Here is a 21,520-nt window from a genome sequence, read left to right on the forward strand (position 1 = left end):
CAGAATGTGCATACCCGCTGCGAGATGCAGCGCCATGCATACGAAAGGAAACTTCTGATGAACGACATCATCTGGCCGGCTGGCTACGTGCCCGGCTACACCGAAAACTTTGCCTCCAACGAAATGATCATCACCGGTCTGAGCGTCGAGGATGTCTGGCCCTTCCTGGTCATTCCTGCACGTTGGCCGGGCTACTACGCCAACTCGGCCGACATCCGCTTCTACGATGGCAAGGGTCCTGAATTGGCTCAGGACGTGCGCTTCTTCTTCTCCACTTTTGGGTTCCCAGTTGAAGCGCAGGTCGTGGAATATGTGGCGCCCGTACAGGGGCAAGCTGCGCGCGTGGCTTGGCACGGCTGGGCAGGCGAGCCCGGGGCGGACGACCGGCTTGATGTTCATCACGCCTGGCTGATTGAAGAGCTCTCGGGCGGCCGCCTGCGTATCCTCACGCAGGAAACCCAGAAGGGGCAGCCCGCGCAGGCGCTGGCTGCCGCCGAGCCGAACCCGATGATCAACGGTCATGACCAATGGCTGAAGGGGCTGGTCGCTGCGGCACGCAAGGCGAAGCAGGCATGATCGCCCGCGTTGCATTTCTCGGCCTGGGCGCCATGGGGAGCCGCATGGCGGCTCGCCTGATCCAGGCGGGCCACGATGTCACAGTGTGGAACCGCACGCCCGCCGCCTGTGAGGCGCTCGCTCAGATCGGGGCACGCATTGCCGCAAGCCCCGCCGAAGCCGTGGTTGGGGTGGATTTTGCGATCTCCATGGTGCGTGATGACCAGGCATCGGCCGCCGTGTGGTGCGATCCACAGACCGGCGCGCTGCGCACCCTGCCACAGGGGGCGCTCGCCATCGAGAGTTCAACGCTCTCGCCAGACTGGGTGAGGCGTCTGGGCGAGCACCTGCACGCCAGCGGACACGCCTTGCTCGAAGCGCCAGTGTCCGGCTCAAGACCGGCGGCAGAGGCCGGTCAGCTGGTGTTTCTGCTCGGTGGCGAAGCGCAGGACATCGCGCGCGCCGAAATGCTGCTGGCGGCGATGGGATCGTCAATGCACGCCGTCGGCCCCTTGGGCGCCGGCGCGCTCGCGAAGCTGGCGACCAACGCCCTGCTTGGCATTCAGGTCGTCGCCTACGCGGAGCTGATCGCGCTGCTCAGACACCAAAGGGTGGATGTGGCAAAGGTCTTGCTGGCCATTGCAGGTACATCGGTCTGGGCGCCCGTGGCCGGGCCGCTGACCGGCGCAATGCTGCGCGGTGAGCATCGGCCGCAATTTCCGATCGAGCTGATTGCCAAGGATTTCGCTTACGCGCTCGCCGCCGCCGGCGATGCAGCGCAAGCTCCGATGCTGACCGCAGCGCTGGAGGTTTTCAGGCAGGGCATCCAGCAAGGGCTTGGCGTTGAAAACATGACGGCGGTTGCGGGGCTGTTCAGCAAGCCCTGATGAACGGCGATGTCTGTGGCACGCGCTACGGACGCTACTGTTTGCAGGCTTTGCCCAATTTGTATCGGGTTCGCCCTTGGTGGCCAAGGAGAAAAAAATGAAAGGCATTGTTATTCGTGCGCCGGGAGGATTGGATCGTCTTGAAATGCGCGATCTGCCAGACCCCGGCACGCCCGGCCCGGGACAGATCCGGGTCGCGCTGCATGCGACATCGTTGAACTTCCACGACCTGCGCGTTGCGAATGGTGCAGCGCCAACCGCGGATGGCCGGGTTCCCATGGCTGACGGCGCTGGCGTGGTTGAGGCCGTTGGAGAGGGGGTGAGCGAGTTCAAGCCTGGCGACCACGTCGTTTCCGCCTTCTTCCCGCAATGGGCCGATGGGATGCCGTTCGATGCGGTCGGCAATTTCCGTGGAACGCCAGGCGACGGCATTGATGGTTATGCCTGCGAGTTCGTGGTGTGCGCGGCGTCTTCTTTTACCCGGTCGCCCCAAGGCTGGAGTCATGCCGAGGCGGCAACAATCACCACCGCAGGGCTGACCGCCTGGCGTGCGCTGGTGGTGGACGGACAGCTCAGGGCGGGCGCAAGTGTGCTGGTGCTGGGAACCGGTGGCGTTTCCATTGCCGCGCTGCAGATTGCCAAGGCCATGGGGGCACGAGTCATTGTCACCTCCTCGTCAGACGAGAAGCTGGTGCGAGCCCGGACGCTAGGCGCTGATGAGATAATCAACTATCGTGCGGATGCCGAGTGGGGCAACAAGGTGCTGGCGCTGACCGGCGGCCGAGGCGTCGATCACGTTGTCGAAGTCGGCGGCCCCGGAACGTTGGCTCAGTCGATCCGCGCCGTGCGGGTTGGCGGTCATATCGCCTTGATCGGTGTTCTTACCGGCCGCCAGGGCGATGTTCCGACCGCTCTCCTGATGGCTAAGCAGGCACGTCTGCAGGGCTTGATTGTGGGTAGTCGGCGTGACCAGAAAGAGTACATCACGGCGCTTGAGCAAACCGGGATTCGCCCGGTAATCGACCGGATCTTTGCGCTTGAACAACTCGCCGAAGCGTTTCGCTTTCAGGAGCGCGGCGCCCACTTCGGCAAGGTTGTTGTCGAGTGGTGAGACGCACGTTTTTTCTGAATGATATCCCCAAGGAGTGAATGATGAAGATCTGCAGATATGGCGCACCCGGTGCCGAAAAGCCCGGTGTGATGGATACGGACGGGCTGCTGCGAGACCTTTCAGGCCTGGTCAGCGATATCACCCCCGATACGATCGAACAGGTGCTGGAGGGGCTGCGCCAACCCGGTGTGATTGACCGCCTGCCACGGGTATCTGGGGCGCCAAGACTTGGCCCGCCCCTGAAAACGGTGTCCAAGTTCGTCTGCATCGGCCTGAATTACCGGGACCACGCCAAGGAAGCCCGGATGGAGATACCTGAAGAGCCGGTCATCTTCTTCAAGGCCCCCAGTTGCATCAGCGGGCCCGATGATGATGTGGTGGCGCCCGCCAACTCCACGCGTCTCGACTGGGAGGCGGAACTGGGCATCGTCATCGGCAGGAATGCGAAGCAGCTCAGCCGGGAAGAAGCCATGGAAAGCGTTGCCGGCTATTGTATCGTGAACGACGTGTCGGACCGCGGCTTCCAGTTCCAGTCATCGCAGTGGGACAAGGGCAAGAGTCTCGACACATTCGGTCCGATCGGTCCGTATCTGGTCACGCGGGACGAGGTGCCAGACCCGCATGCCTTGTCCATCTGGCTTGAAGTGAATGGCGAGCGCCGCCAGGACAGCCACACCTCGCAGATGATCTTTTCGGTGGCGGATATTGTTTCGTACGTGAGCCATTACATGACGCTCATGCCGGGCGACATCATCGCTACCGGCACTCCGGCTGGCGTAGCGCTGGGCATGAAGCCGGCGCCGAAGTGGCTGCAGGACGGAGATCGGGTTCGCATTCACATCGAAAAGCTGGGCTATCAGAACCAGCGTGTCGTGAGGAGTGCAGCGCGTTGATCAACGCTCACGGTTTTCCATTGAGCTTGTCGCCAAGGCGTTTGCTTAAACGCTCTCTGCGGTCTGTAATGAGTAGCCCGCCCGCTTCAGGTCGAGAGTGACCATGCGCCCAGATCCCCATCGCTCACAGCACAACAGCTCGGTTTTCCCAGTCCCGGCGCCAGCCTGGATACCCGGGGGCCGCGGCTCGCGTGCCGGGCGTTTTAACCAAAACGATGGGGAGGCCTCAGGGCGTAGTGCGGATACGGAGGTTCAGGAGGCTGCCACCTCCGCTCCTGATGGGGGCGTTCTCGACGTTGCTCAGCGCATTGAAGGCCAGGATCCAGTGACCCGGCTCGGTGATGGCGCTGCGTTCCTTCTGCGGTTCGTTTCTGGCGTTGGCCGCCAGCTGGCAGGCTGAGCTTGGGTTGCCTCATGCCGATGTGGCGGTTATCACCAAACCTTGAACAGGATGTATTCATTTGATCATGGATTGGGCATGCTGATGGCCTGACGTCTGGAACGGATGCCCTGTTTTCATGTCCATACCCCACCTCTCACTGCAGGATGCCCGCCATTTGCAACTGGCGGCGCAGGGGCTGCTCGCCCCCCGTCGCAGCAAGGCGACCCCGGCCGATCTGCTGGCCACCATTCGCCGCATGGCGTTGCTGCAAATAGACACCATCTCGGTGGTGGCCCGCAGCCCCTATCTGGTGCTCTTTAGCCGGCTTGGCCAGTACGAACCGCGCTGGCTGGAGCAACTGCTAGCCGACGGCGAGATCTTCGAGTACTGGGCCCACGAGGCCTGCTTTGTGCCCCGCGAGGATTACCGATTGCTGCGCCACCGGATGCTCGATCCCGTTGCCATGGGCTGGAAATTTTCGGCCAACTGGCTTGCCACCCATCAGCAGGAGATCGGCCAGCTGATCGAGCGCATTCGTCACCATGGCCCGGTGCGGGCGGCCGACTTTGAACGCACAACCGGCAAGGGAAACGGCTGGTGGGACTGGAAGCCGGAGAAGCGCCATCTGGAGGTGCTCTTTACCACGGGGCAACTGATGGTGCGGGAGCGGCGCAATTTTCAGCGAGTCTATGACTTGGCCGAGCGGGTCATTCCCGAATGGAGCGACCAACTGCATCTGCCGAGCGTTGAGCTGGCGCAGCGGGATATGGTACGCGCCAGCTGCCGGGCGCTGGGACTGGTCAAAACCGGCTGGGTCGCGGACTACTACCGGCTGCGGCGCGGCAAATACGACGCCCTGCTTCATCAACTGGCAGACGAGGGGGAGCTGTTGCCGGTGCGGGTGGAGGGGTGGCAGCATGGCGCCTTTGTGCACGCCTCGCTGGCCGATGAGTTGGCAAGGTCGCAGGCGGGCACCCTCAAGGCAACCCATACCACGGTTCTCTCGCCGTTCGATCCACTGGTGTGGGATCGCAAGCGTGCTAGCGAACTCTTCAACTTCGACTATCGCATCGAGTGCTATACCCCGGCCCCCAAGCGTCAGTTCGGCTACTTCGTGTTGCCGCTGCTGCATCGCGGCAAGCTGGTGGGCAGAATGGATGCCAAGGCTCATCGCCAGCAGGGGATCTTCGAGATCAAGAGCCTCTATCTGGAAGCCGGGGTGAGAGTGACCCGCACGCTTGCACAGGATCTGGCGCAAGCCCTGCAAAAGCTGGCTGACTGGCACCAGACCCCGCAGCTCCGTTATGGTGCCATTCCGGCCAAGTTGCTGGCGTTGTGGCATGAGCGCACCTTGGCAGAGGGGGGGCGGCCAACCCCCTGACCCTGTTGTTTTTTCACAGCGCTGAATTTGAAGTCACCGATTGCGGGTAAAAAGCCAGCTGCGCTATTGTACTAATTGTTTTTTGCACAAGGAGTGTGCTTGATGTCTATCTCGCCTATGGATCTCGCAACTTATTACGGTGTCGATGACATTCCTGCTGCCCTATCGATAGGCGATAGCCTCCATAGTTTGCTCGTAGCCATATTCAGGAATGAGCCTCTGACTACGCCCCGCTACGACATTCTAGCCAGCTACGATCTCAACGCCTTAAGGGGCTTTATCAACGGCGATATGACTCTCCCTGAGTTCAGACGCCAATCTGCGGTAGAACAGGAGCAGCGCTGTTCTAAATCTCTTTACTATAAGATAAGGGCCGAAAGATTGTGCATCGCTACCAACCTTCAATCACGAAGCCCTTGGCTGCTCAGCCAGACGACAAACCTAATATAGAGAAGACCAGTCAAAATTCCACTTGGGATTACCTGCAGAAATTCCGGATCAAAAATGGTCTAGCCGATGGTCAGAATTCTGTGTCCCTCCCCCCGCATGAACTGGCCAAACAATTCTGGGTGGATGATATCACCAGTGCGATCACGGGCGGTGCCAGGTTGCACAGCCTCCTTGTCGCTGCCGGACAAGGCGCGACAGTATCAGCAGCAAACAGACAATTTCTCTTGAACAGGGGGTTGAATGCCTTGCTGTGCTTCTTGACCGGCGAACTCTCCCAAGAGCAGTTCGACCAAAAAGGGAAAGCGGAACAGGAGCAACGAAACGAGCTTGTGCAACAGAAACAACGGGAGATCGCCGCTCAGAAGGCCGCAGATGAAGAACGTTATAAAGCCGAGCAGAAAGCCCGAAGTGTGCGACTTGAGGCTGAGCGGATTCAGCGTGAGAGTGACCCCAAGTATATTGCACGTATGAAGAACCAAGCACTCAGGGAGAAGTATGGTGTAACTGGATATGTCGAATCACATCACCTCAGACAACTCATGGCGATCCTTCTCAAGCTGGATGCAGGCACAAGGCTACTGGAGACTGAAACTATCTGGCTCAAGAGTAATGGCCGTGAGTATGAGACAAAGGAAATTCAGCATACATACAACCGACTCGAAGCTGATCACTGGCTAGCAGATTACCGCAACAGCAAGAACCCATGGAGTGCTGTCAATGCCAGCGGACACTTGCGTAAATGTGCCGCATCGAAAGAGGCGATTGTGCTGCTGGGTGCCATCCCAGCCAAGCGGCAGGTGCAGCCAAAGCTGAAATCCGCCATTCTCACCACCCATGGTGGTGCGATGCGTGACCGTGGCGAACATTCTGCCGCATTGAGCATGGGCGCTGAAGCTCACCGCCTTCAACCCAACAACTTTCGCCCCTGCACTCTACTTGGCGCAGTCTGTATCGAGCTTGGCAACATTAGTGAGGGACATGAGTGGTATTGCAAGGCGGAAGCCAGAGGCGCTGGTCGTGACAGTATTATGTCGGATGTCAGGTCGCTTCTTACCCGAATGACGGCTGATAAGCGTGAAGCGGTTATCACGGAGCTGCAGCGCATTCATCCTGAGCATTATCGATGGCTAAACAAGTGGCGTCATGCTGTTCTGACTTGAGAGGTTACCATCAGGGGATCAGTGCCGTGCCCATAATATATGTCGCGCTGATCAGGATTACGGTAAAGGTCAGTGCCATGCCTACTACCCGGTAGCGAAAATTTTCCGGGGTGCGGCTCATGCCAAAGGCGTGGCAGAGGCGGCCGAGCAGTAGGCTGCAACCCAGCAGATGGATAAGCCAGGGGGTGTGGCTGCTGGATTCGACAAAATAGATCAGCAGCAGGGCGAAAGGCACATACTCAGCAAAGTTGCCGTGCACTCGCATGGCGCGCAGCATGACAGGGTCATCGGCGTGCCCCAGCGCCACCTTGCGGCTACGGCGGGTGCGAATGGTGCGCACGCTAAGATAGACAAACAGCAGGGCCAACAGGGCCGCATAAACAGGCAAAATCGTCATGGTGGGTGGCTCCCGAGTTGAGGTGATGCACGCGATATTGCACCGCGCGTCAATGGTTTGTCTCTGAAGGTAGCGTAACAACGGGGTCTCGTCGTTCATTTGGCATCGACCTGTGATCAATCTGCGATCAACCGGTGATCAACCGGGGCAGGGCACGGCCATCGGTGCGTACCGAACGGTGCGTACCGAAGACGATGCGGATTCGCCGCAGGCGCCCGGGCCAGCTGCTGGATAAAGTGCCGCACCGGGAGTGTGGGCTCAAGTCTTGATTGAAATAGCCATGGCTGGGCGCCGCCTCAGGCTGGCCGCCACACCACACTTGCTATAACATAGCCAGCCAGACGCGATGGTTTGTATTATTTATTTGCTTGGTGTTGCCATTGAGGAACGATATATGATGACGGCGGAGCCGATAGTGAATAATTCTATTAAATTTATTGCCACCGATATGGATGGCACCTTGTTAAATAGTCAGAAAGCGTTACCGGCAGATTTCTTTGAGGTATTTGGCCGTTTGCAACAGCAAGGGGTATTATTTGCCGCTGCCTCCGGTCGACAATATCACAGTTTGGCTGATACCTTTGCCGCGATTAAAGATCAGATGGTATTTATTGCCGAAAATGGCACCTATGTGGTGTATCAGGGGAAGGAGTTGCACAGCGCCCTGATTGCGCAGCAAGATGCCTATCGGATGATTGCCGCAGTGCGCGCGATACCGGGCTCCCATCTGGTGCTGTGTGGCAAGCAGCTGGCCTATACCGAAACCAAGTGTCAGCAAGCGCTCAGTGAAATAAAAAATTATTATCACTCGCTGCGGCAGGTGGATGATTTGTTGGCCATCGATGATGAATTTATTAAAGTCGCGGTGCTTAATTTTAATAGCACCGAGCGCCATGTTTATCCGGTGGTGGCGCCGCAATTTGCCGACAGTCATCAGGTGGTGATCAGCGGTGAACACTGGCTTGATTTTATGCACAAAGAGGCGTCGAAAGGCACGGCGATTAAAAAGCTGCAAACCCTGTTTGATTTTAATTTCGAGCAGAGCATGAGTTTTGGCGATTTTCTCAATGACGTCGAGATGCTGAAAGAAACCTATCACAGTTATGCGATGGCCAACGCCCATCCCGACATCAAACGGTTGGCGCGTTTCAGTGCCCCCGGTAATGATGAGCAGGGTGTCACCACCGTTATTCGCCAGCAGGTGTTGCGAGATTAAGCTGCCGGCGGTGGCATGCCGGGCCAAACGGCCAGGCTCAAAAAAGGGCCAGCCGGTTTATATCGGCTGGCCCTTGTCATTACTCGCTCACGGGATCAGGTCGCCAGACGGGTCAGCACTTTCACCAGCAGCGCGATGCGCGGGGCAATGCTGGCCAGATCCAGATACTCCTCATCGCTGTGGAAACCGGCGCCGATGGGGCCCAGACCATCCAGGGTGGGGATGCCCAGCGCCGCCGTCAGGTTGGCATCGGAGCCGCCTCCTACCTCCTGCCAGCTGATCGGCAGCCCCAGTTCGGCGCCGCACTCTTCCACCAGCTGCATCAGTGCCTGCGTGCCCTCTGACGGCACCATGGCCGGTTTGTGGGCCTCGCGGGTCAGCTGGATGGTGACGCCATCCAGATGGGGACGCTCGGCCAGGGTCAGCAGCTGATCGTTGATCTGGTGGTACTCCTGATTGTCCCAGAAGCGCACATCCACCACGGCGCTGGCATGGGCAGGCACTATGTTGGCGCCGTTACCCCCCTCGACGATGCCGATGTTGAGGGTGGTGCCGCTCTCGAAGTTGGTCAGGGCGTTGATGGCCAGGATCCAGTGACCCAGTTCGGTGATGGCGCTGCGTCCCTTCTGCGGTTCGTTGCCGGCGTGAGCCGCCTTGCCAGTGAAATCGATGCGATAACGGGCCATCCCCTTGCGCGCCTTGACCAGCGAACCGTCGGCGCGGGCCGCTTCGGCCACCAGCACTTGCTTGGCCTGTTTGGCCACCGAGGCCAGCCAGTCGCTGGAGTGCAGGGAGCCGATCTCCTCATCCGGGTTCATGCAGACGCAGATGCTCAGGCGATCGCGCAACTCGCGGGGCAATTCACGCAGGGCATAGACGATGTTGAGCAGGCCGGATTTCATGTCGGAGACGCCGGGGCCGTAAGCGCGCTCACCATCGATGCTCATCGGGCGGGCGGCGGCGGTGCCGAGCGGGAAGACGGTATCCATATGGCCGATCAGCATCACATCGATCTGTGCGGCATCTGGCTGGTTGCGGATCTCTAGCCCCACCCCGGCGGCGCCGCAGTCGACTCGTTTGATCTGCCAGCCGCCCATCGCCTCATATTTGGCGGCCATCAGGTCGGCCACTGCCGCAATGCCCGGCTGGTGCAGGGATCCGCAATCCAGATTGATCAGCGGAACCAGTTCGGTCAGGTATTGCTCCAGAGAAAAAGTCATTGCTTGCTCCACTATCTGGTTCGGGTCAGAGAAGGATGTTCATCACCAGCATGGCGCCGAAGGCGTTGAGTACCGAGATGGCGACCATGATGGGGATGTAACGCCCCTCGGTGCCGATGCAGCCGAGGATGCGGCCCATGTACTGCACCTGAGAGCCCATCAGGTAGATGGCTGGCGCCAGAATGGCGATGTGGGTGCCGTTGAGGATCCCTTGATCGAACAGGGTAATGACCACGCCGACCGCGCCGCCCATCGACATCCAGGCGCCGATCAGCACGGCGGCCGCCTCACCGGGCAAACCGAAGATGGCCATGATAGGGGAGAAGATGGAGCCCATGGCATCCAGCGCGCCGGTGATCTGCAGCGCCTTGATGATGACGAAGGCCATCAGCACGTTGGGAACGGTGGAAGTGGTGGCGATGACCCAACCCTTTTTGGCCCCTTCGACGAAGATATCGGTGACGATGGGTTTCTTGACGTTGGCCTGGCTCATTTGGCTTGCTCCTGGGTGTTGAGAGTCTGCTGGGTGTTGCTGCTATCGGTCTGCTTGCCTTCGCTCATTTTGAGGTAGACCCGGAACAGGTTGGCCCCGATAAATTTGAAGGCGAACATCACGATGACCGCCAGACCGATGGAGGAGCTGACCGCCAGGCTGCCATCCGCCAGCGTCAGGGTGAACAGCACGGCACCGGAGGAGAAGAAGTTGACGATGGTGGCGCCAGCAGAGAACTGGAACATGGTGAATACGTCGGTTTCACGCTGGGTGATAAGCCCTTCATCCTTGAGCTGGCGGGTCATGGCGGCACCGGCATCGGTGCTCTGCAGGGAGGCGATCAGCGCCAGACCGGTGTTGCCCGGGATCCCCATCAGCGGACGCAACAGCGGGGTCAGCAACTTGCGGGCTGCTTCCAGCGCGCCGTAGTGCTCCAGCACGTTGATCATGCCAAGGGCAAACATCACGGTGGGGATCAGGGTCAGGGCGAACAGAAAGCCGTCTCGCGCCCCGTTGCCGCCTTTGCCGCGCATGTCGGTCATGGCCGTTTTGATGCCGTCACCATTCTCGCTGACGCCCTGTACCATGGTGCCGAACGAACCGTTCAACGTGGTGAAATCGAATACCCCGTACCACTCGCCGGATTGCAGCAGTCCGGAGAAGAAGACCACGGCGAAGGCCAGAGCCAGGTAACTGCCTATGGTCACCGAGCGTGTTTTGTCTGTCATGATTAAGCTCCGTATGAATAATTATTTAATCGGTGATGATTATGATTGATATAGATATCCTTAAATTGACGGTGGTCAAAATGGTTTGCTGAAAATTGCGAATGTATTGGGGTTATGTGACTGTGATCGCCATATGATTGGACGATAATCTGGTTTTTATCGAATTGTTTGAGTGAATAAAAAGCAGAGGCGGGATAGCGGGGCAATAAAAAAACCGGGCACTTGGCCCGGTTTGGTCAATCAGTCAGATGTGATTACTGGAGGACCAGCACCATCAGCAGGCCGACGGTAATGGCAGATACCAGGAAGGCAAAGCCATAGAACACATAGTGGTGCAGCTTGGTGGTGTGGATCCCCAGATCGTGCAGACCGTGGTAGATCCGGTGCATGCCGTGCCAGATTGGCAGGGCGATGATCACCAGCAGGATGCAGGCACCCCACCAGGAGCTGGCGAACGCGTGCACGCGGTCATAGCTCATGGTTTCTACGTCCATGATGCCCATGGGCACCAGCAGACCGGTGATGAGGACAATGACCGGCAGCAGCATGGCAACGACCATGCCACCCGCACCAAACAGACCCCAGTAAATTGGTTCGTCAGAACGTCTCATTGTTTTCTCCTCAGGCCACGATGATCAGGACAAGCAGGGACACCACCGCCAGCGCCACATACTGGGCGAGAACGATCGGCTTCTCCGGTACCAGGTCTTCACCACGGAAGATACGCATGGCTTTCGGCGCCAGGGCGAACCAGGTTTTGGCATGGAACAGGCACGCCGCCAGAGCGACGACATGGAACAGGATGGCGATCGGGCTTTGCAGGGATTCCAGCCAGCCGTTGAACGCTTCCTGACCCTGAACCAGGCGCATCAGGCCCCACATCAGCACAACGGCGTAGATGGAGACGAAGATACTGGTGCCTTCACGGATCATGTAACCGGTGTAGAAGGCGTTCTTCAGCCACCAGTCTTTCTTCATTTCGCGGACGTAAGGTTTACGTTTGCTATCAGTGTTGTTCATGGTCTCAATCCTGCTCTCAATCTGGCTTGAACATGGCGATCATGTAGTCCTTGGCGCTTTCGACCTTGCCAAGCTGGATGGCCGCCGCCGGATCGACGCCTTTCGGGCACACTTCGGAGCAGTAGCCCACGAAGGTACAGCCCCAGACGCCTTCGTCCTGGCTGATGATGCGCATACGCTCTTTGGCACCAGCATCACGGTTGTCGACGTTGTAGCGATAGGCCAGAGCCAGTGCCGCCGGACCGGTGAACTTCTTGTTGATGCCATACTGCGGGCAGGCTGCGTAGCAGAGACCACAGTTGATGCACTGGGAGAACTGCTTGTACTTCGCCATCTGGGCCGGAGTCTGGATGTATTCGCCATCACACAGGCTGCGCGGCTCGCTCGGGATGATGTACGGCTTGATGCTCTCCAGCTTCTCGATGAAGTCGGACATGTCGACCACCAGATCGCGCTCGATCGGGAAGTTGTTGAGCGGCTCGATAGTCATCTTGCCCGGCAGGTAGTCGCGCAGGAACGCCTTGCAACCCAGCTTGGGTACACCGTTGACCATCATGCCGCAGGAGCCGCAGATCGCCATCCGGCAGGACCAGCGGAAGCTCAGGGTAGAGTCCAGGTGATCCTTGATGTACTGCAGGGCATCCAGCAGAGACATCTCTCTTTGGTATGGCACCTGGAAGGTTTGCATCCAGGGCTCGTTATCCTGTTCCGGACGGTAGCGCAGGATCTCAATCTCAATCATCTCAGCCATTCTTCTTAGCCTCGTCTTGTTTCTCACCCTCGGAGCCGTACACGCGTTTTGCCGGCTGGGACTTAGTGATCTTCACATCGGAGTAATCGATGGAGGGCGTTTCGCCATTTTTGTAGAACGAGAGCGTGTGCTTGAGGAAGTTCACGTCATCACGCTCTTCGTAACCATCCAGACGCTGGTGGGAACCGCGGGACTCTTTACGATTGATAGCGGAGTGCGCCATGGCTTCAGCCACGTCCAGCATGTAACCCAGTTCGATGGCGTACAGCAGATCGGTGTTGAAGACCGAGGACTTGTCGTTGATCTTGACCTTTTTGTAACGGGCTTTCAGCTCGTTAATCTTGTCGATGGTGCCCTGCATCAGCTCTTCGGTACGGTAGATACCGACACCGGCTTCCATGGACATGCCCAGCTCGTTGCGGATATCGGCCGGGTTTTCGGTACCGTCTACGTCCATCAGGGAGAGGTGCTGCTTGATCAGCGCCTCGGCCTTGGCGGCCAGCGCTTCGGTGTTGCCATGCTTCTGAGTCTTGGCGAATTCACCTGCCTGCTCACCGGCCAGCTTGCCGAATACCACGATCTCGGACAGGGAGTTGGAACCCAGACGGTTGGCACCGTGCAGACCGACGGAGGCACACTCGCCCGCGGCGTAGAGGCCGGCCAGACGGGTGGCACACTTGTTGTCTGTTTCAATACCACCCATGGTGTAGTGGGCAGTCGGACGTACCGGGATAGGCTCTTTGGCCGGATCCACGTTGACGTAGGCTTTGGCCAGTTCGCAGATGAAAGGCAGACGCTCTTTCAGGTACTTCTCGCCAAGGTGACGCAGGTCGAGGTGAACCACATCGCCCATCGGGCCCTGAATGACGCGGCCTTTCTGCTGCTCTTGCCAGAATGCCTGGGAAACGCGGTCGCGCGGACCCAGTTCCATGTATTTGCTCTTCGGCTGGCCGATCGGGGTTTCGGGGCCTAGACCATAGTCTTGCAGGTAGCGGTAGCCATCCTTGTTGAGCAGGACGCCACCCTCACCACGACAACCTTCGGTCATCAGGATGCCGGTGCCTGGCAGACCGGTCGGGTGATACTGGACGAACTCCATATCACGCAGCGGTACGCCGTGACGGTAGGCCAGTGCCATGCCGTCGCCGGTGACGATGCCACCGTTGGTGTTGTAGCGATAGACACGGCCAGCGCCGCCAGTGGCCACGATCACCGATTTGGCCTGGATGAAGCGGGTGATACCGTTCTGGATGTCGAAGGTCAGTACGCCCTGGACACGGCCGTCGTCCACGATCAGATCAAGGCAGAAATGCTCGTCGAAGCGCTTGATGCTCGGGTATTTGACGGAGGTCTGGAACAGGGTGTGCAGAATATGGAAACCGGACTTGTCTGCGGCGAACCAGGTACGCGGAACCTTCATGCCACCAAACGGACGCACGTTGGCTTTGCCATCCGGCTTGCGGCTCCAGGGGCAACCCCAATGCTCCAGCTGGATCATCTCTTTGGTCGCGTTGTTGACGAAGTAGTCCACGACGTCCTGCTCGCACAGCCAGTCACCACCGGAGACGGTGTCGTTGAAGTGATTTTCGAGGGAGTCGTCATCACGGACGACACCGGCGGCGCCGCCTTCGGCAGCAACCGTGTGGCTGCGCATCGGGTAAACCTTGGAAATCAGGGCGATGTCCAGGTCTGGCTGTGATTCGGCTATAGCGATAGCGGCGCGCAGGCCGGTACCGCCAGCACCGATGATGGCCACATCGGTCTTGATAATATCCACATCTGCCTCCTTAGGGATAGATTTGCTGGGCATGATTTTGCTCTATGAAAAAAATGCAGGCTTGATGCAAGTCAAACTGCTAGGTTTTATTCCCTTTTTATTGGTTATTTTTCTATAAAACACCCAAATCCCTGGATGAAAATGTCGTTACTATCGTCATTATTGGTGTTGTAGAGCAGTTGAACACCTGGCTACGAATACGTTAACTTCTGGATTGTACGTAGTTTTCTTTCAATAAAATGCGAATTACCTCTCTTTTTAGGTACTCGCGAAAAAAAGTTTAAGTTTTTTATTGTAATTTTTTAATGAGAATTATTGGTATTCATTTTTTGATAGAAAAAAGTAATCTGAGTGGTAGCAATTGCAACGGCGGTGATTTGATAGATCCAGACGGATTACAAGGATGTAAAGGCAGGGGATTTGACGGGGAATGTGAAATTAATCACTGAAAATTAAGCGCTATTTAGAAAAACAAAAGGGGCCTGTACGGCTGTCTCTTGATCACAACTATTGGTGCTCAAGAGACTGCGCCAGTTCGTAGCCTTCCAGGAGGGTCTGGAGTCGAAACCAGCCCTCCCATAATGCCGCTATTGAAGCCCGCCCCGTTCGTTTAGTGTCCTTCCAGCCCCCCAGCTTGGCCAGGCTCCGGTACGCCCATCTCATATCCGGCACCTTGGTTGGCAACGGCGTTTTCTCTACCTTTCGCCAAAGCAGCTTCCACCCCGTCGGGCCTATCACCGTTTCGCAGCTTTGATTCTGTGCCGATGACTCCTCGTTGATAAACCTCAATTGCAACAGACGCACCGCGATAAACGACAAGATGACGCACATCCGCTTCAGGTTATCCATGCTCTGCATCCTTAAGGTTTCTACCCGAGTGCCGGCACTCTTCCAGACCTTGTGATAATCCTCGATAAGCCAGCGCCGCTCGTAATAGCCGATAACCTTGCGGGCCTGTGCATCGTCGGTCACGGCTTCACTAGTCAGCAGGTGCCACTCCAGCCGGTCAGAGGCATCGCCCTGCTCAATGCATCCCACGTAGTAGAGCGGGATATCCGGCTCGTTACGCTTGTTGGCCGGAGCCTTTAGGGTGACTTTGGTAAACTTGATGTCGAGCACGGCCTCTCTGGCTTTTCTGCCGCCCCGCTGCGGTATTTTGACGACCTTGGTGCCGGCAGAGTGGCACTGCCGGGCATAGTCGTAGAGCTTGTGGTCATGCTCTTCGATACAGCGACTTTGCATCGAGCGCACCACAAAGCGTTGTTGGTTGCTCTGCTTGTAATGCAGATATTCGTAGATATCCGCTTCCCGGTCACAGACCGAGATAACGGTGGCCATCTGAGTGCCGAGACGGGCGGCAAAGGCCACGGATGCCTCCTCCCACTTGCGACTCTCTTTCTCCTTGTAAGGCCGGGTGGCATGCCGGTGGCTCTCTCCCCGCTTGCTGACATCACGGGTCCAGATACGCTGTGCAATCATGCCGACCACCTGCGATTTATGCGGAGCAAACAACAAGACGGAGTGAGCCAGCAGAGCGCGACTACTGCCTTGATTGGTGTGCCCCAGCTCATCATGGACGCTGGCATGGTTGAAGGTCAGGGCCGTGGTATCTTCCAGTGCCAGCAACAGGTCGTAGTCCCTGGCTAGGGCTGCGGTGGTGGCAAAGCCTGCATCAGCAATGGCATCGGCATTGACATGGTGGTTGCGAATAAAGCGATATGAGCCTTCCATGTCGGCGGGTGAGAGGGGAAGTTGTGACACGCAATCTCCGGGTTGTTGAGCAAGGGCGGTGGCGAGTTTGACGAGACGTTCAGTGCGTCTGGGGTCCTTGAGATTGGCATGGCCAAACTGGTCGAATGCCCATTGTTCGAGTTGGGTGAGATGCATATTAGAGCCGTGATAAGGGATGGCAAAAGAGTCAGATCACGGAGAAGGGAAAAGGTTCAAAAAAATCCCCAAGCGATGCTTGGGGATTTGTGTATAAGAGACAGCCTGTACGGCCCCTTTTGCTCATGCTCAAATGCGGAACATGCCGACCTGATTGCTCAGTTCACCCGAAATATTTTTAAGTTGTTCAGAGAGATGGCGTGAGCTGTCGGCATCGACCGCCAGCTCGTCCGAGACATCCTTGACCGCCTGGATGTTGCGGCTGACCTCGTCGGTCACCGCCCGCTGCTCCTCGGCGGCGCTGGAGATCTGGGTGGCCATGTCGGAGATCTGGTTGATCGAGGCGGTGATCTGCTCCAGTGCCTGGGTGGCATCATTCGCATCTTCCACGCTGTTCTGGGCCAGCAACTGACCCTCGTGCATGGTGCTGACGGCGCCCTGGGTATTGCGTTGCAGGGTTTCGATCATGCTGCGGATCTCGACGGTGGAGCTGTGGGTACGCTGGGACAGGACCCGCACCTCGTCGGCCACCACCGCAAAGCCGCGACCCTGTTCACCCGCCCGGGCCGCTTCGATGGCGGCATTGAGCGCCAGCAAGTTGGTCTGCTCGGCGATGCCCTGAATGGTGGAGAGGATGGTGTTGATCTCCTGGGCGTTCTTCTCCAGTTCTTGAATGATGCCGGATGCCTGTTTGACCTGAGTGGCCAGATCGGTGATGGAGCGCTGGTTGCGGGCGATCACCTGCTTGCCATGCTCGCAACTGCTGGAGGAGCTGCGCGCTGCATCGGCGGTCTGTTCCGCGTTGCTGGCTACTTCCACTGCGGTGGCGGACATCTCGTGTACCGCGGTGGCAATCTGGGAGATCTCGTTTTGCTGGCGAGCCAGACCCTGGCTCGATTTTTCCGCCATGCTGTGGGAGGACTTGGCCTGCTGGTTGAGTTGGCCGGAAGAGTTGGAGATATCCTGCACCATCACATGGATCCGCTCGATGAAGGTGTTGACGTGTTTGGCGACCGCGCCCACCTCATCTTCACGTTCGATCTTGATGCGGCGGGTCAAATCGCCGTTGCCACGAGAGAGATCGGCAATCGCCTCGCCCAGTGTTTTAAGGGGCGCCAGTGAGCCGTTGATGGCGATATAGGAGAAGCCCGCCACGATCAGTATGGTGATGAGCCCCTGAATGAGGGAGGAGGTGACCATGCTGCGTACCGACTGGTAGGCTGTACGCTCATCCACCATCATGCCGTAATACCAGTTGGTATTGGGGATGGCGTTAAAGTCAAAGACCTCTTTTTTGCCGTTGATCACCAACTCGTTGATCATGCCGTCATGGGCGATCTGGTTGATATAAGATGCGGTTAGCTCAGGGGCCAGTGAGGTAGCAGGCTTGAGGCTCAACGACGCATCCGGGTGGGCGATGATGGTGCCATTGCTGTCCACCAGTATGGCGTAGGTACCCTCGGTGGTGACCGCCAGAATGTCCGAGATCAGTGAGCTGATGGAGACGTCCCCGGCGATGACCCCCCGGGTGTTGCCACGCTGGAACGGCTCGGCAATGGTGACAATCAGCTGCCCGGTAGCGATGTCGGCATAGGGGGCTGTGATAACCAGCTTGCCTGCTGCCATCGCATCCTTGTACCAGGGACGCTGACGGGGGTCATAGCCGGCGGGCAGCTCGGTCGGTTTACTCGGGATCATCTTGCCGTCTGCGGTGCCGGCATAGACCAGATCGAAGTTGCCTGCATTCATCGACTGTGCCAGATGGCTGATAGGCTCATCTTCTTTGCTGAATGCTTCTTTGGTGGTGCTGACCATGCTGATGCGGGAGTCGACCCAGCGGGAGATCCCCTTGACGTTGGCCATGGAGCTTTCGTCGATGATGTTCCAGACCAGTCGCTGGGTTTCACTGCGCAGTTGCGAGGTGTTGTACCAGACCTGCAGGCCGGTGATCACCAAAATGATGATACCTATAGCCAGGACCAGCTTGTTTTTAATGGATAAGTTCATAATTACATCCTTGTGAGTGTCAGTCTGAGAGTTGGAAATTAATTATTGTTATGCACCTGTTCTTATCGGCCGAAATTGAACTCTTTGTATCCCGGTCAGCGATTTAAAGTCACTGCCGAAATCAGTGGTTATCCATACGCATATCGCGCCCTCACTGCGCCAGAAAACGATCCGGTCGATTGGTGAAGATTCCATCGACACCTATACTGGCAAGTTTTTCATAATCCTCAGGATAATCAACGGTATAAACCAGCACCTTTAACCCGCGGCGATGGGCATCTGCAACAAGCGAGTGATCCACAAAGTCCACGTCGCAGTTGAGTGACCAGGCCCCCAGCTTGTCGGCAAACTGTGCCAGGTTGAGCGGCCGATTGGCGGTCAGGGCGCCGAGCCTGATGTCGGGCCGCAGGGCGGCAAAGCGGGCCAACTCCGGGTGATGGAAGGAGGATACCACCCACTGGGCGGCGGTAAAGCCAAGCTCGGCCTCTGCCCGTCGGGTCAGGGTTGCCACTGCATCGGCGGTATGGGCTCCCTTGAGCTCGATATGCAGCTCGCAGCGTCCGGCGATGATCGCCATCACTTGCCACAGGGTCGGGATCACCTCTCCCTCACCGGCATCGAGCTGCTCCAGATAGCCGCGCGATTGCTCGGTCAGCACCCCCTTGCCGTTGGTGCAACGCTCCAGCCGCCGGTCGTGGAAGACCCACAACTCGCCATCGGCCTCCTGTACGTCGATCTCGATGGCTGGCGCTCCCAACGCCAGCGCTTTGGCTATCGCCTTGAGGGTGTTCTCCGGTGCCAGACCGCTGGCGCCACGGTGGGCAATAATCTGCATGTTCTGCTCCTTTCAATATGAGGTTCGTTTCCGTTCAGATGCGGTGGCTCTAGCCTAAAACAGGGTCTGGAGGTGGGTAAAGCAGTCTATATGAATGATTCATAACACAAAAAACAGGCAGCCGTGGGCTGCCTGTGTTGTTATCGGTTTTTTGTGAGCGGGCGGTGCCGATTCAGGGCTTGAAGGCACCGATAAAGATGGCGGGATCGACCCGGTTGTCGTTGAGGCTGACGTTCCAGTGCATATGGGGGCCAGTGGCGCGACCGGTCGAACCGACTCGCCCGACGATGCCACCCCGCGGCAGACTCTGGCCGAGCTTCACATCGATCTTCGACATGTGGCAGAACATGCTGATGAGCCCCTGACCGTGGTCGACAAAGACGGTGTTGCCGTTGAAGAAGTAGTTGCCGATCAGGATCACCTTGCCAGCGGCGGGGGACTTGATCGGGGTGCCGGCGCCCACGGCGAAGTCGAGGCCGGAGTGGGGGTTGCGCTCCTCGCCATTGAAGAAGCGACGCAGGCCAAACGGGCTGGAGAGGGGGCCGTTGACCGGCTTGTCGAACATCAGGTTGCTCGGCTGGTTGGGGCTGAAGGTCTGGTAAGCCCGGGTCTGCTCCGCCAGCTCGCGGTTGATACGGGTCATATCCTCGGCGAGCGGATTGACCTGACGGCTGTTCTTGAGCTTGATGTGCTGCTCGCGGTAGTGCTTGGGGGTCACGGTGAAGCCGAGAGTGCGGCCATCACCTGTGGTCAGTTGCTGGGCCCCAAGCGGGTTTTTGAGAGAGATGCCGACGATGGCGATCCACTGGTTGTCTTCGCGCACTACCAGCACGGGTTTGTCGTGATAGCGGGCCGTGGGGGCAGTGGCAGACGCGCCAAGAGGGATCACCGCAACGCCACCCGGCACCGGATGGTTGAGCAGGCGACTGATAAAACCCTCGGCCAGGGCCGACTGGCTGGCCAGTAACAACAACAGACAACACACAACTCTCATGACGATACCACTCGATGTTAAAACGCCCGGGATGACGGGATGGCAATCCCCTGTCCGGCATTCGTCGATCACTAAAGAGTGACCACGGCACGCTGGCCACGACAGTGGCTGCTGGGGGAGGGGGCAGATTGTGCCTCGTTATGGTCGGGGCAGCCAGAGGCGGGGCGTGGCTGACGCCCCTTTTGTGCATCGCTGCGTCAGGTTTTATGTCGTGGTCGGGCCGCTTCGCCATTGAGTCGCCCCCGCCCTGGCTCTAGAATCGACTGCCGGCACTGATGCCACCGACACTCCGAGGAGACGATATGAACGGATTATCCCCTTTGCGCACAGCGCCTGCCCGGCACCCGACAGGTCGTGGCTGGCTCTGGGTTCGCAGCGGGTTCGATATCTTCAACAAGGGGATGGGGATCAGCGTGGCCATGGTGCTGGTCTGGTTTATGGTGGGCATGCTGCTGGAGCAACTGCCGGCGGGTGGTCTCCTCTCCCAACTGCTCTATATGGTGTGGGGCGCGGGGTGGGTGGCGGTCGCCGCACGGGGCTATCGGGGCGAGCCGCTGCAGTTTGCCGATCTCTTCGCCGGTTTTCGCCACAAGCTGACCCCGCTGATGCTCGGCGGTCTGCTGGTGTTGCTGCTGTTCAGTCTGGTGGGCCTCGTCTGTCTCGGTTTGCTCTCCATGTGGGGGCTGCTCCCGTTGCTGACTCAGGATCCCGACACCATGGTGGTCTCTGCGAGTCAGTTGCAACAACTGCTGCTGGTGTTGCTGGTGGGGATGCTGCTCATCATTCCCGTGCTGATGGGGGTCACCTTTGCACCGGCGCTGATCTACCACCACGATATCGGCATCATCCAGGCGGTACGGCTGAGCTTCTTCGGCTGCTGGCGCAATATGTGGCCCTTCTGCTGGTGGGGGCTGCTCTCTGCCATTTTGCTGCTGTTTGGCGCGGCGCTGCTGCTGGTGGGGTTGCTGGTGGTGATCCCGGCGCTCAACTACTCCATCTATGTGGCTTATCGGGATATTTTCCTAGACGAGCGTGCGCAGCAGGACGCGCCGCCACAGGTCGGCCCGTTTGGTTTTGACGCCTGATCAACGGACACGATGAAGAAGGGGCCCGCAGCGGCCTGATGCCACGCCTTGCCGTGAACAAGTGGTTCGCAGTAAACATTGGGCTGCACGTCGTTCAGCACCAACCTACGAGCTAGTCAGTCGGGTCGGTGAGCGCAGCGTAATTGGCCGCACCGCAAGCGCCATGGCGAGCCCGCGCCCGTGCTGATGCGTCAGAACACGGGTAGCAGGGGGAGGGGGAATGATTGCCCCATTTCCCCCGCATTCGAGTCGTTTTCGCCTGACTTTTACGTTAAAATTGCGCCGCTTTTT

Annotated in this window: 20 protein-coding genes; 8 read left to right on the forward strand and 12 right to left on the reverse strand. The window is 58.3% G+C overall.

All coding sequences use genetic code 11. The features are described from left to right. The first annotated feature begins 57 nt into the window (after nucleotides 1-57). The 6 genes from NMD14_05665 (at nucleotide 58) to NMD14_05690 (ending at nucleotide 6,819) form a co-directional block, all read left to right on the forward strand. Complete coding sequence (locus NMD14_05665; GenBank protein ID XEI33904.1) at nucleotides 58-576, forward strand: SRPBCC domain-containing protein; 519 nt, start codon at nucleotides 58-60, stop codon at nucleotides 574-576. After that, on the forward strand, nucleotides 573-1,442 hold the full coding sequence (locus NMD14_05670) for an NAD(P)-dependent oxidoreductase (protein ID XEI33905.1): 870 nt from the start codon (nucleotides 573-575) through the stop codon (nucleotides 1,440-1,442). The genes NMD14_05665 and NMD14_05670 overlap by 4 nt, the downstream gene beginning before the upstream one ends. 97 nt (nucleotides 1,443-1,539) lie before the next feature. Then, nucleotides 1,540-2,553, forward strand: coding sequence for an NAD(P)-dependent alcohol dehydrogenase (locus tag NMD14_05675; protein ID XEI33906.1), 1,014 nt, complete (start codon nucleotides 1,540-1,542; stop codon nucleotides 2,551-2,553). Nucleotides 2,554-2,591: 38 nt separating this feature from the next. Next, nucleotides 2,592-3,446 (forward strand): fumarylacetoacetate hydrolase family protein, encoded by an 855-nt coding sequence (locus NMD14_05680; GenBank protein XEI33907.1) that lies wholly within the window; start codon nucleotides 2,592-2,594, stop codon nucleotides 3,444-3,446. A 518-nt stretch (nucleotides 3,447-3,964) separates the two neighbouring features. After that, on the forward strand, nucleotides 3,965-5,209 hold the full coding sequence (locus tag NMD14_05685) for a winged helix-turn-helix domain-containing protein (protein XEI33908.1): 1,245 nt from the start codon (nucleotides 3,965-3,967) through the stop codon (nucleotides 5,207-5,209). Nucleotides 5,210-5,592: 383 nt separating this feature from the next. Then, nucleotides 5,593-6,819, forward strand: a complete 1,227-nt coding sequence (locus NMD14_05690) for a hypothetical protein (protein XEI33909.1) — start codon at nucleotides 5,593-5,595, stop codon at nucleotides 6,817-6,819. A 10-nt stretch (nucleotides 6,820-6,829) separates the two neighbouring features. Here NMD14_05690 and NMD14_05695 read toward each other — a convergent pair whose 3' ends face one another. Then, nucleotides 6,830-7,216 carry an MAPEG family protein gene (locus NMD14_05695; protein XEI33910.1) on the reverse strand — a complete coding sequence of 129 codons (387 nt, stop codon included), beginning with the start codon at nucleotides 7,214-7,216 and terminating at the stop codon, nucleotides 6,830-6,832. Between the two features lie 394 nt (nucleotides 7,217-7,610). Between NMD14_05695 and NMD14_05700 the strand changes: the two genes are divergently transcribed. Beyond that, nucleotides 7,611-8,432, forward strand: a complete 822-nt coding sequence (locus NMD14_05700) for a Cof-type HAD-IIB family hydrolase (GenBank protein XEI33911.1) — start codon at nucleotides 7,611-7,613, stop codon at nucleotides 8,430-8,432. Nucleotides 8,433-8,527: 95 nt separating this feature from the next. Here the strand turns inward: NMD14_05700 and NMD14_05705 are convergent, their stop codons facing one another. The 11 genes from NMD14_05705 to NMD14_05755 form a co-directional block, all read right to left on the reverse strand. Continuing rightward, nucleotides 8,528-9,652, reverse strand: a complete 1,125-nt coding sequence (locus tag NMD14_05705; GenBank protein ID XEI33912.1) for a M20 family metallopeptidase — start codon at nucleotides 9,650-9,652, stop codon at nucleotides 8,528-8,530. A gap of 25 nt (nucleotides 9,653-9,677) precedes the next feature. Next, nucleotides 9,678-10,145, reverse strand: a complete 468-nt coding sequence (locus NMD14_05710; GenBank protein XEI33913.1) for a YjiG family protein — start codon at nucleotides 10,143-10,145, stop codon at nucleotides 9,678-9,680. Then, a complete protein-coding gene (locus NMD14_05715) occupies nucleotides 10,142-10,873 on the reverse strand; it encodes a YjiH family protein (GenBank protein XEI33914.1) in 732 nt (243 codons plus the stop codon). The genes NMD14_05710 and NMD14_05715 overlap by 4 nt, the downstream gene beginning before the upstream one ends. Before the next feature lie 254 nt (nucleotides 10,874-11,127). Beyond that, complete coding sequence (gene frdD, locus NMD14_05720) at nucleotides 11,128-11,484, reverse strand: fumarate reductase subunit FrdD (protein ID XEI33915.1); 357 nt, start codon at nucleotides 11,482-11,484, stop codon at nucleotides 11,128-11,130. Nucleotides 11,485-11,494: 10 nt separating this feature from the next. Further along, a complete protein-coding gene (locus NMD14_05725; GenBank protein XEI33916.1) occupies nucleotides 11,495-11,893 on the reverse strand; it encodes a fumarate reductase subunit C in 399 nt (132 codons plus the stop codon). A 16-nt stretch (nucleotides 11,894-11,909) separates the two neighbouring features. After that, the gene (locus NMD14_05730) at nucleotides 11,910-12,644 is read right to left on the reverse strand and encodes a succinate dehydrogenase/fumarate reductase iron-sulfur subunit (protein XEI33917.1); all 735 of its coding nucleotides are present in this window, start codon (nucleotides 12,642-12,644) and stop codon (nucleotides 11,910-11,912) included. Continuing rightward, complete coding sequence (gene frdA / locus NMD14_05735) at nucleotides 12,637-14,421, reverse strand: fumarate reductase (quinol) flavoprotein subunit (GenBank protein ID XEI33918.1); 1,785 nt, start codon at nucleotides 14,419-14,421, stop codon at nucleotides 12,637-12,639. The genes NMD14_05730 and frdA overlap by 8 nt, the downstream gene beginning before the upstream one ends. A gap of 507 nt (nucleotides 14,422-14,928) precedes the next feature. After that, nucleotides 14,929-16,308, reverse strand: a complete 1,380-nt coding sequence (locus tag NMD14_05740) for an IS4 family transposase (protein XEI33919.1) — start codon at nucleotides 16,306-16,308, stop codon at nucleotides 14,929-14,931. A gap of 129 nt (nucleotides 16,309-16,437) precedes the next feature. Then, nucleotides 16,438-18,315, reverse strand: coding sequence for a methyl-accepting chemotaxis protein (locus NMD14_05745; protein XEI33920.1), 1,878 nt, complete (start codon nucleotides 18,313-18,315; stop codon nucleotides 16,438-16,440). Between the two features lie 151 nt (nucleotides 18,316-18,466). Further along, nucleotides 18,467-19,150: a glycerophosphodiester phosphodiesterase gene (locus tag NMD14_05750; protein ID XEI33921.1), complete on the reverse strand. Its 684-nt coding sequence runs from the start codon at nucleotides 19,148-19,150 to the stop codon at nucleotides 18,467-18,469. A 172-nt stretch (nucleotides 19,151-19,322) separates the two neighbouring features. Further along, complete coding sequence (locus NMD14_05755) at nucleotides 19,323-20,144, reverse strand: peptidoglycan DD-metalloendopeptidase family protein (GenBank protein XEI33922.1); 822 nt, start codon at nucleotides 20,142-20,144, stop codon at nucleotides 19,323-19,325. Nucleotides 20,145-20,446: 302 nt separating this feature from the next. Here NMD14_05755 and NMD14_05760 point away from each other — a divergent pair, with 302 nt between their 5' ends. Beyond that, complete coding sequence (locus NMD14_05760) at nucleotides 20,447-21,229, forward strand: hypothetical protein (GenBank protein XEI33923.1); 783 nt, start codon at nucleotides 20,447-20,449, stop codon at nucleotides 21,227-21,229. Nucleotides 21,230-21,520 lie beyond the last annotated feature (291 nt).

Origin of the sequence: Aeromonas veronii (assembly GCA_041319085.1) — a bacterium.
Classification (GTDB): domain Bacteria; phylum Pseudomonadota; class Gammaproteobacteria; order Enterobacterales; family Aeromonadaceae; genus Aeromonas; species Aeromonas veronii_F.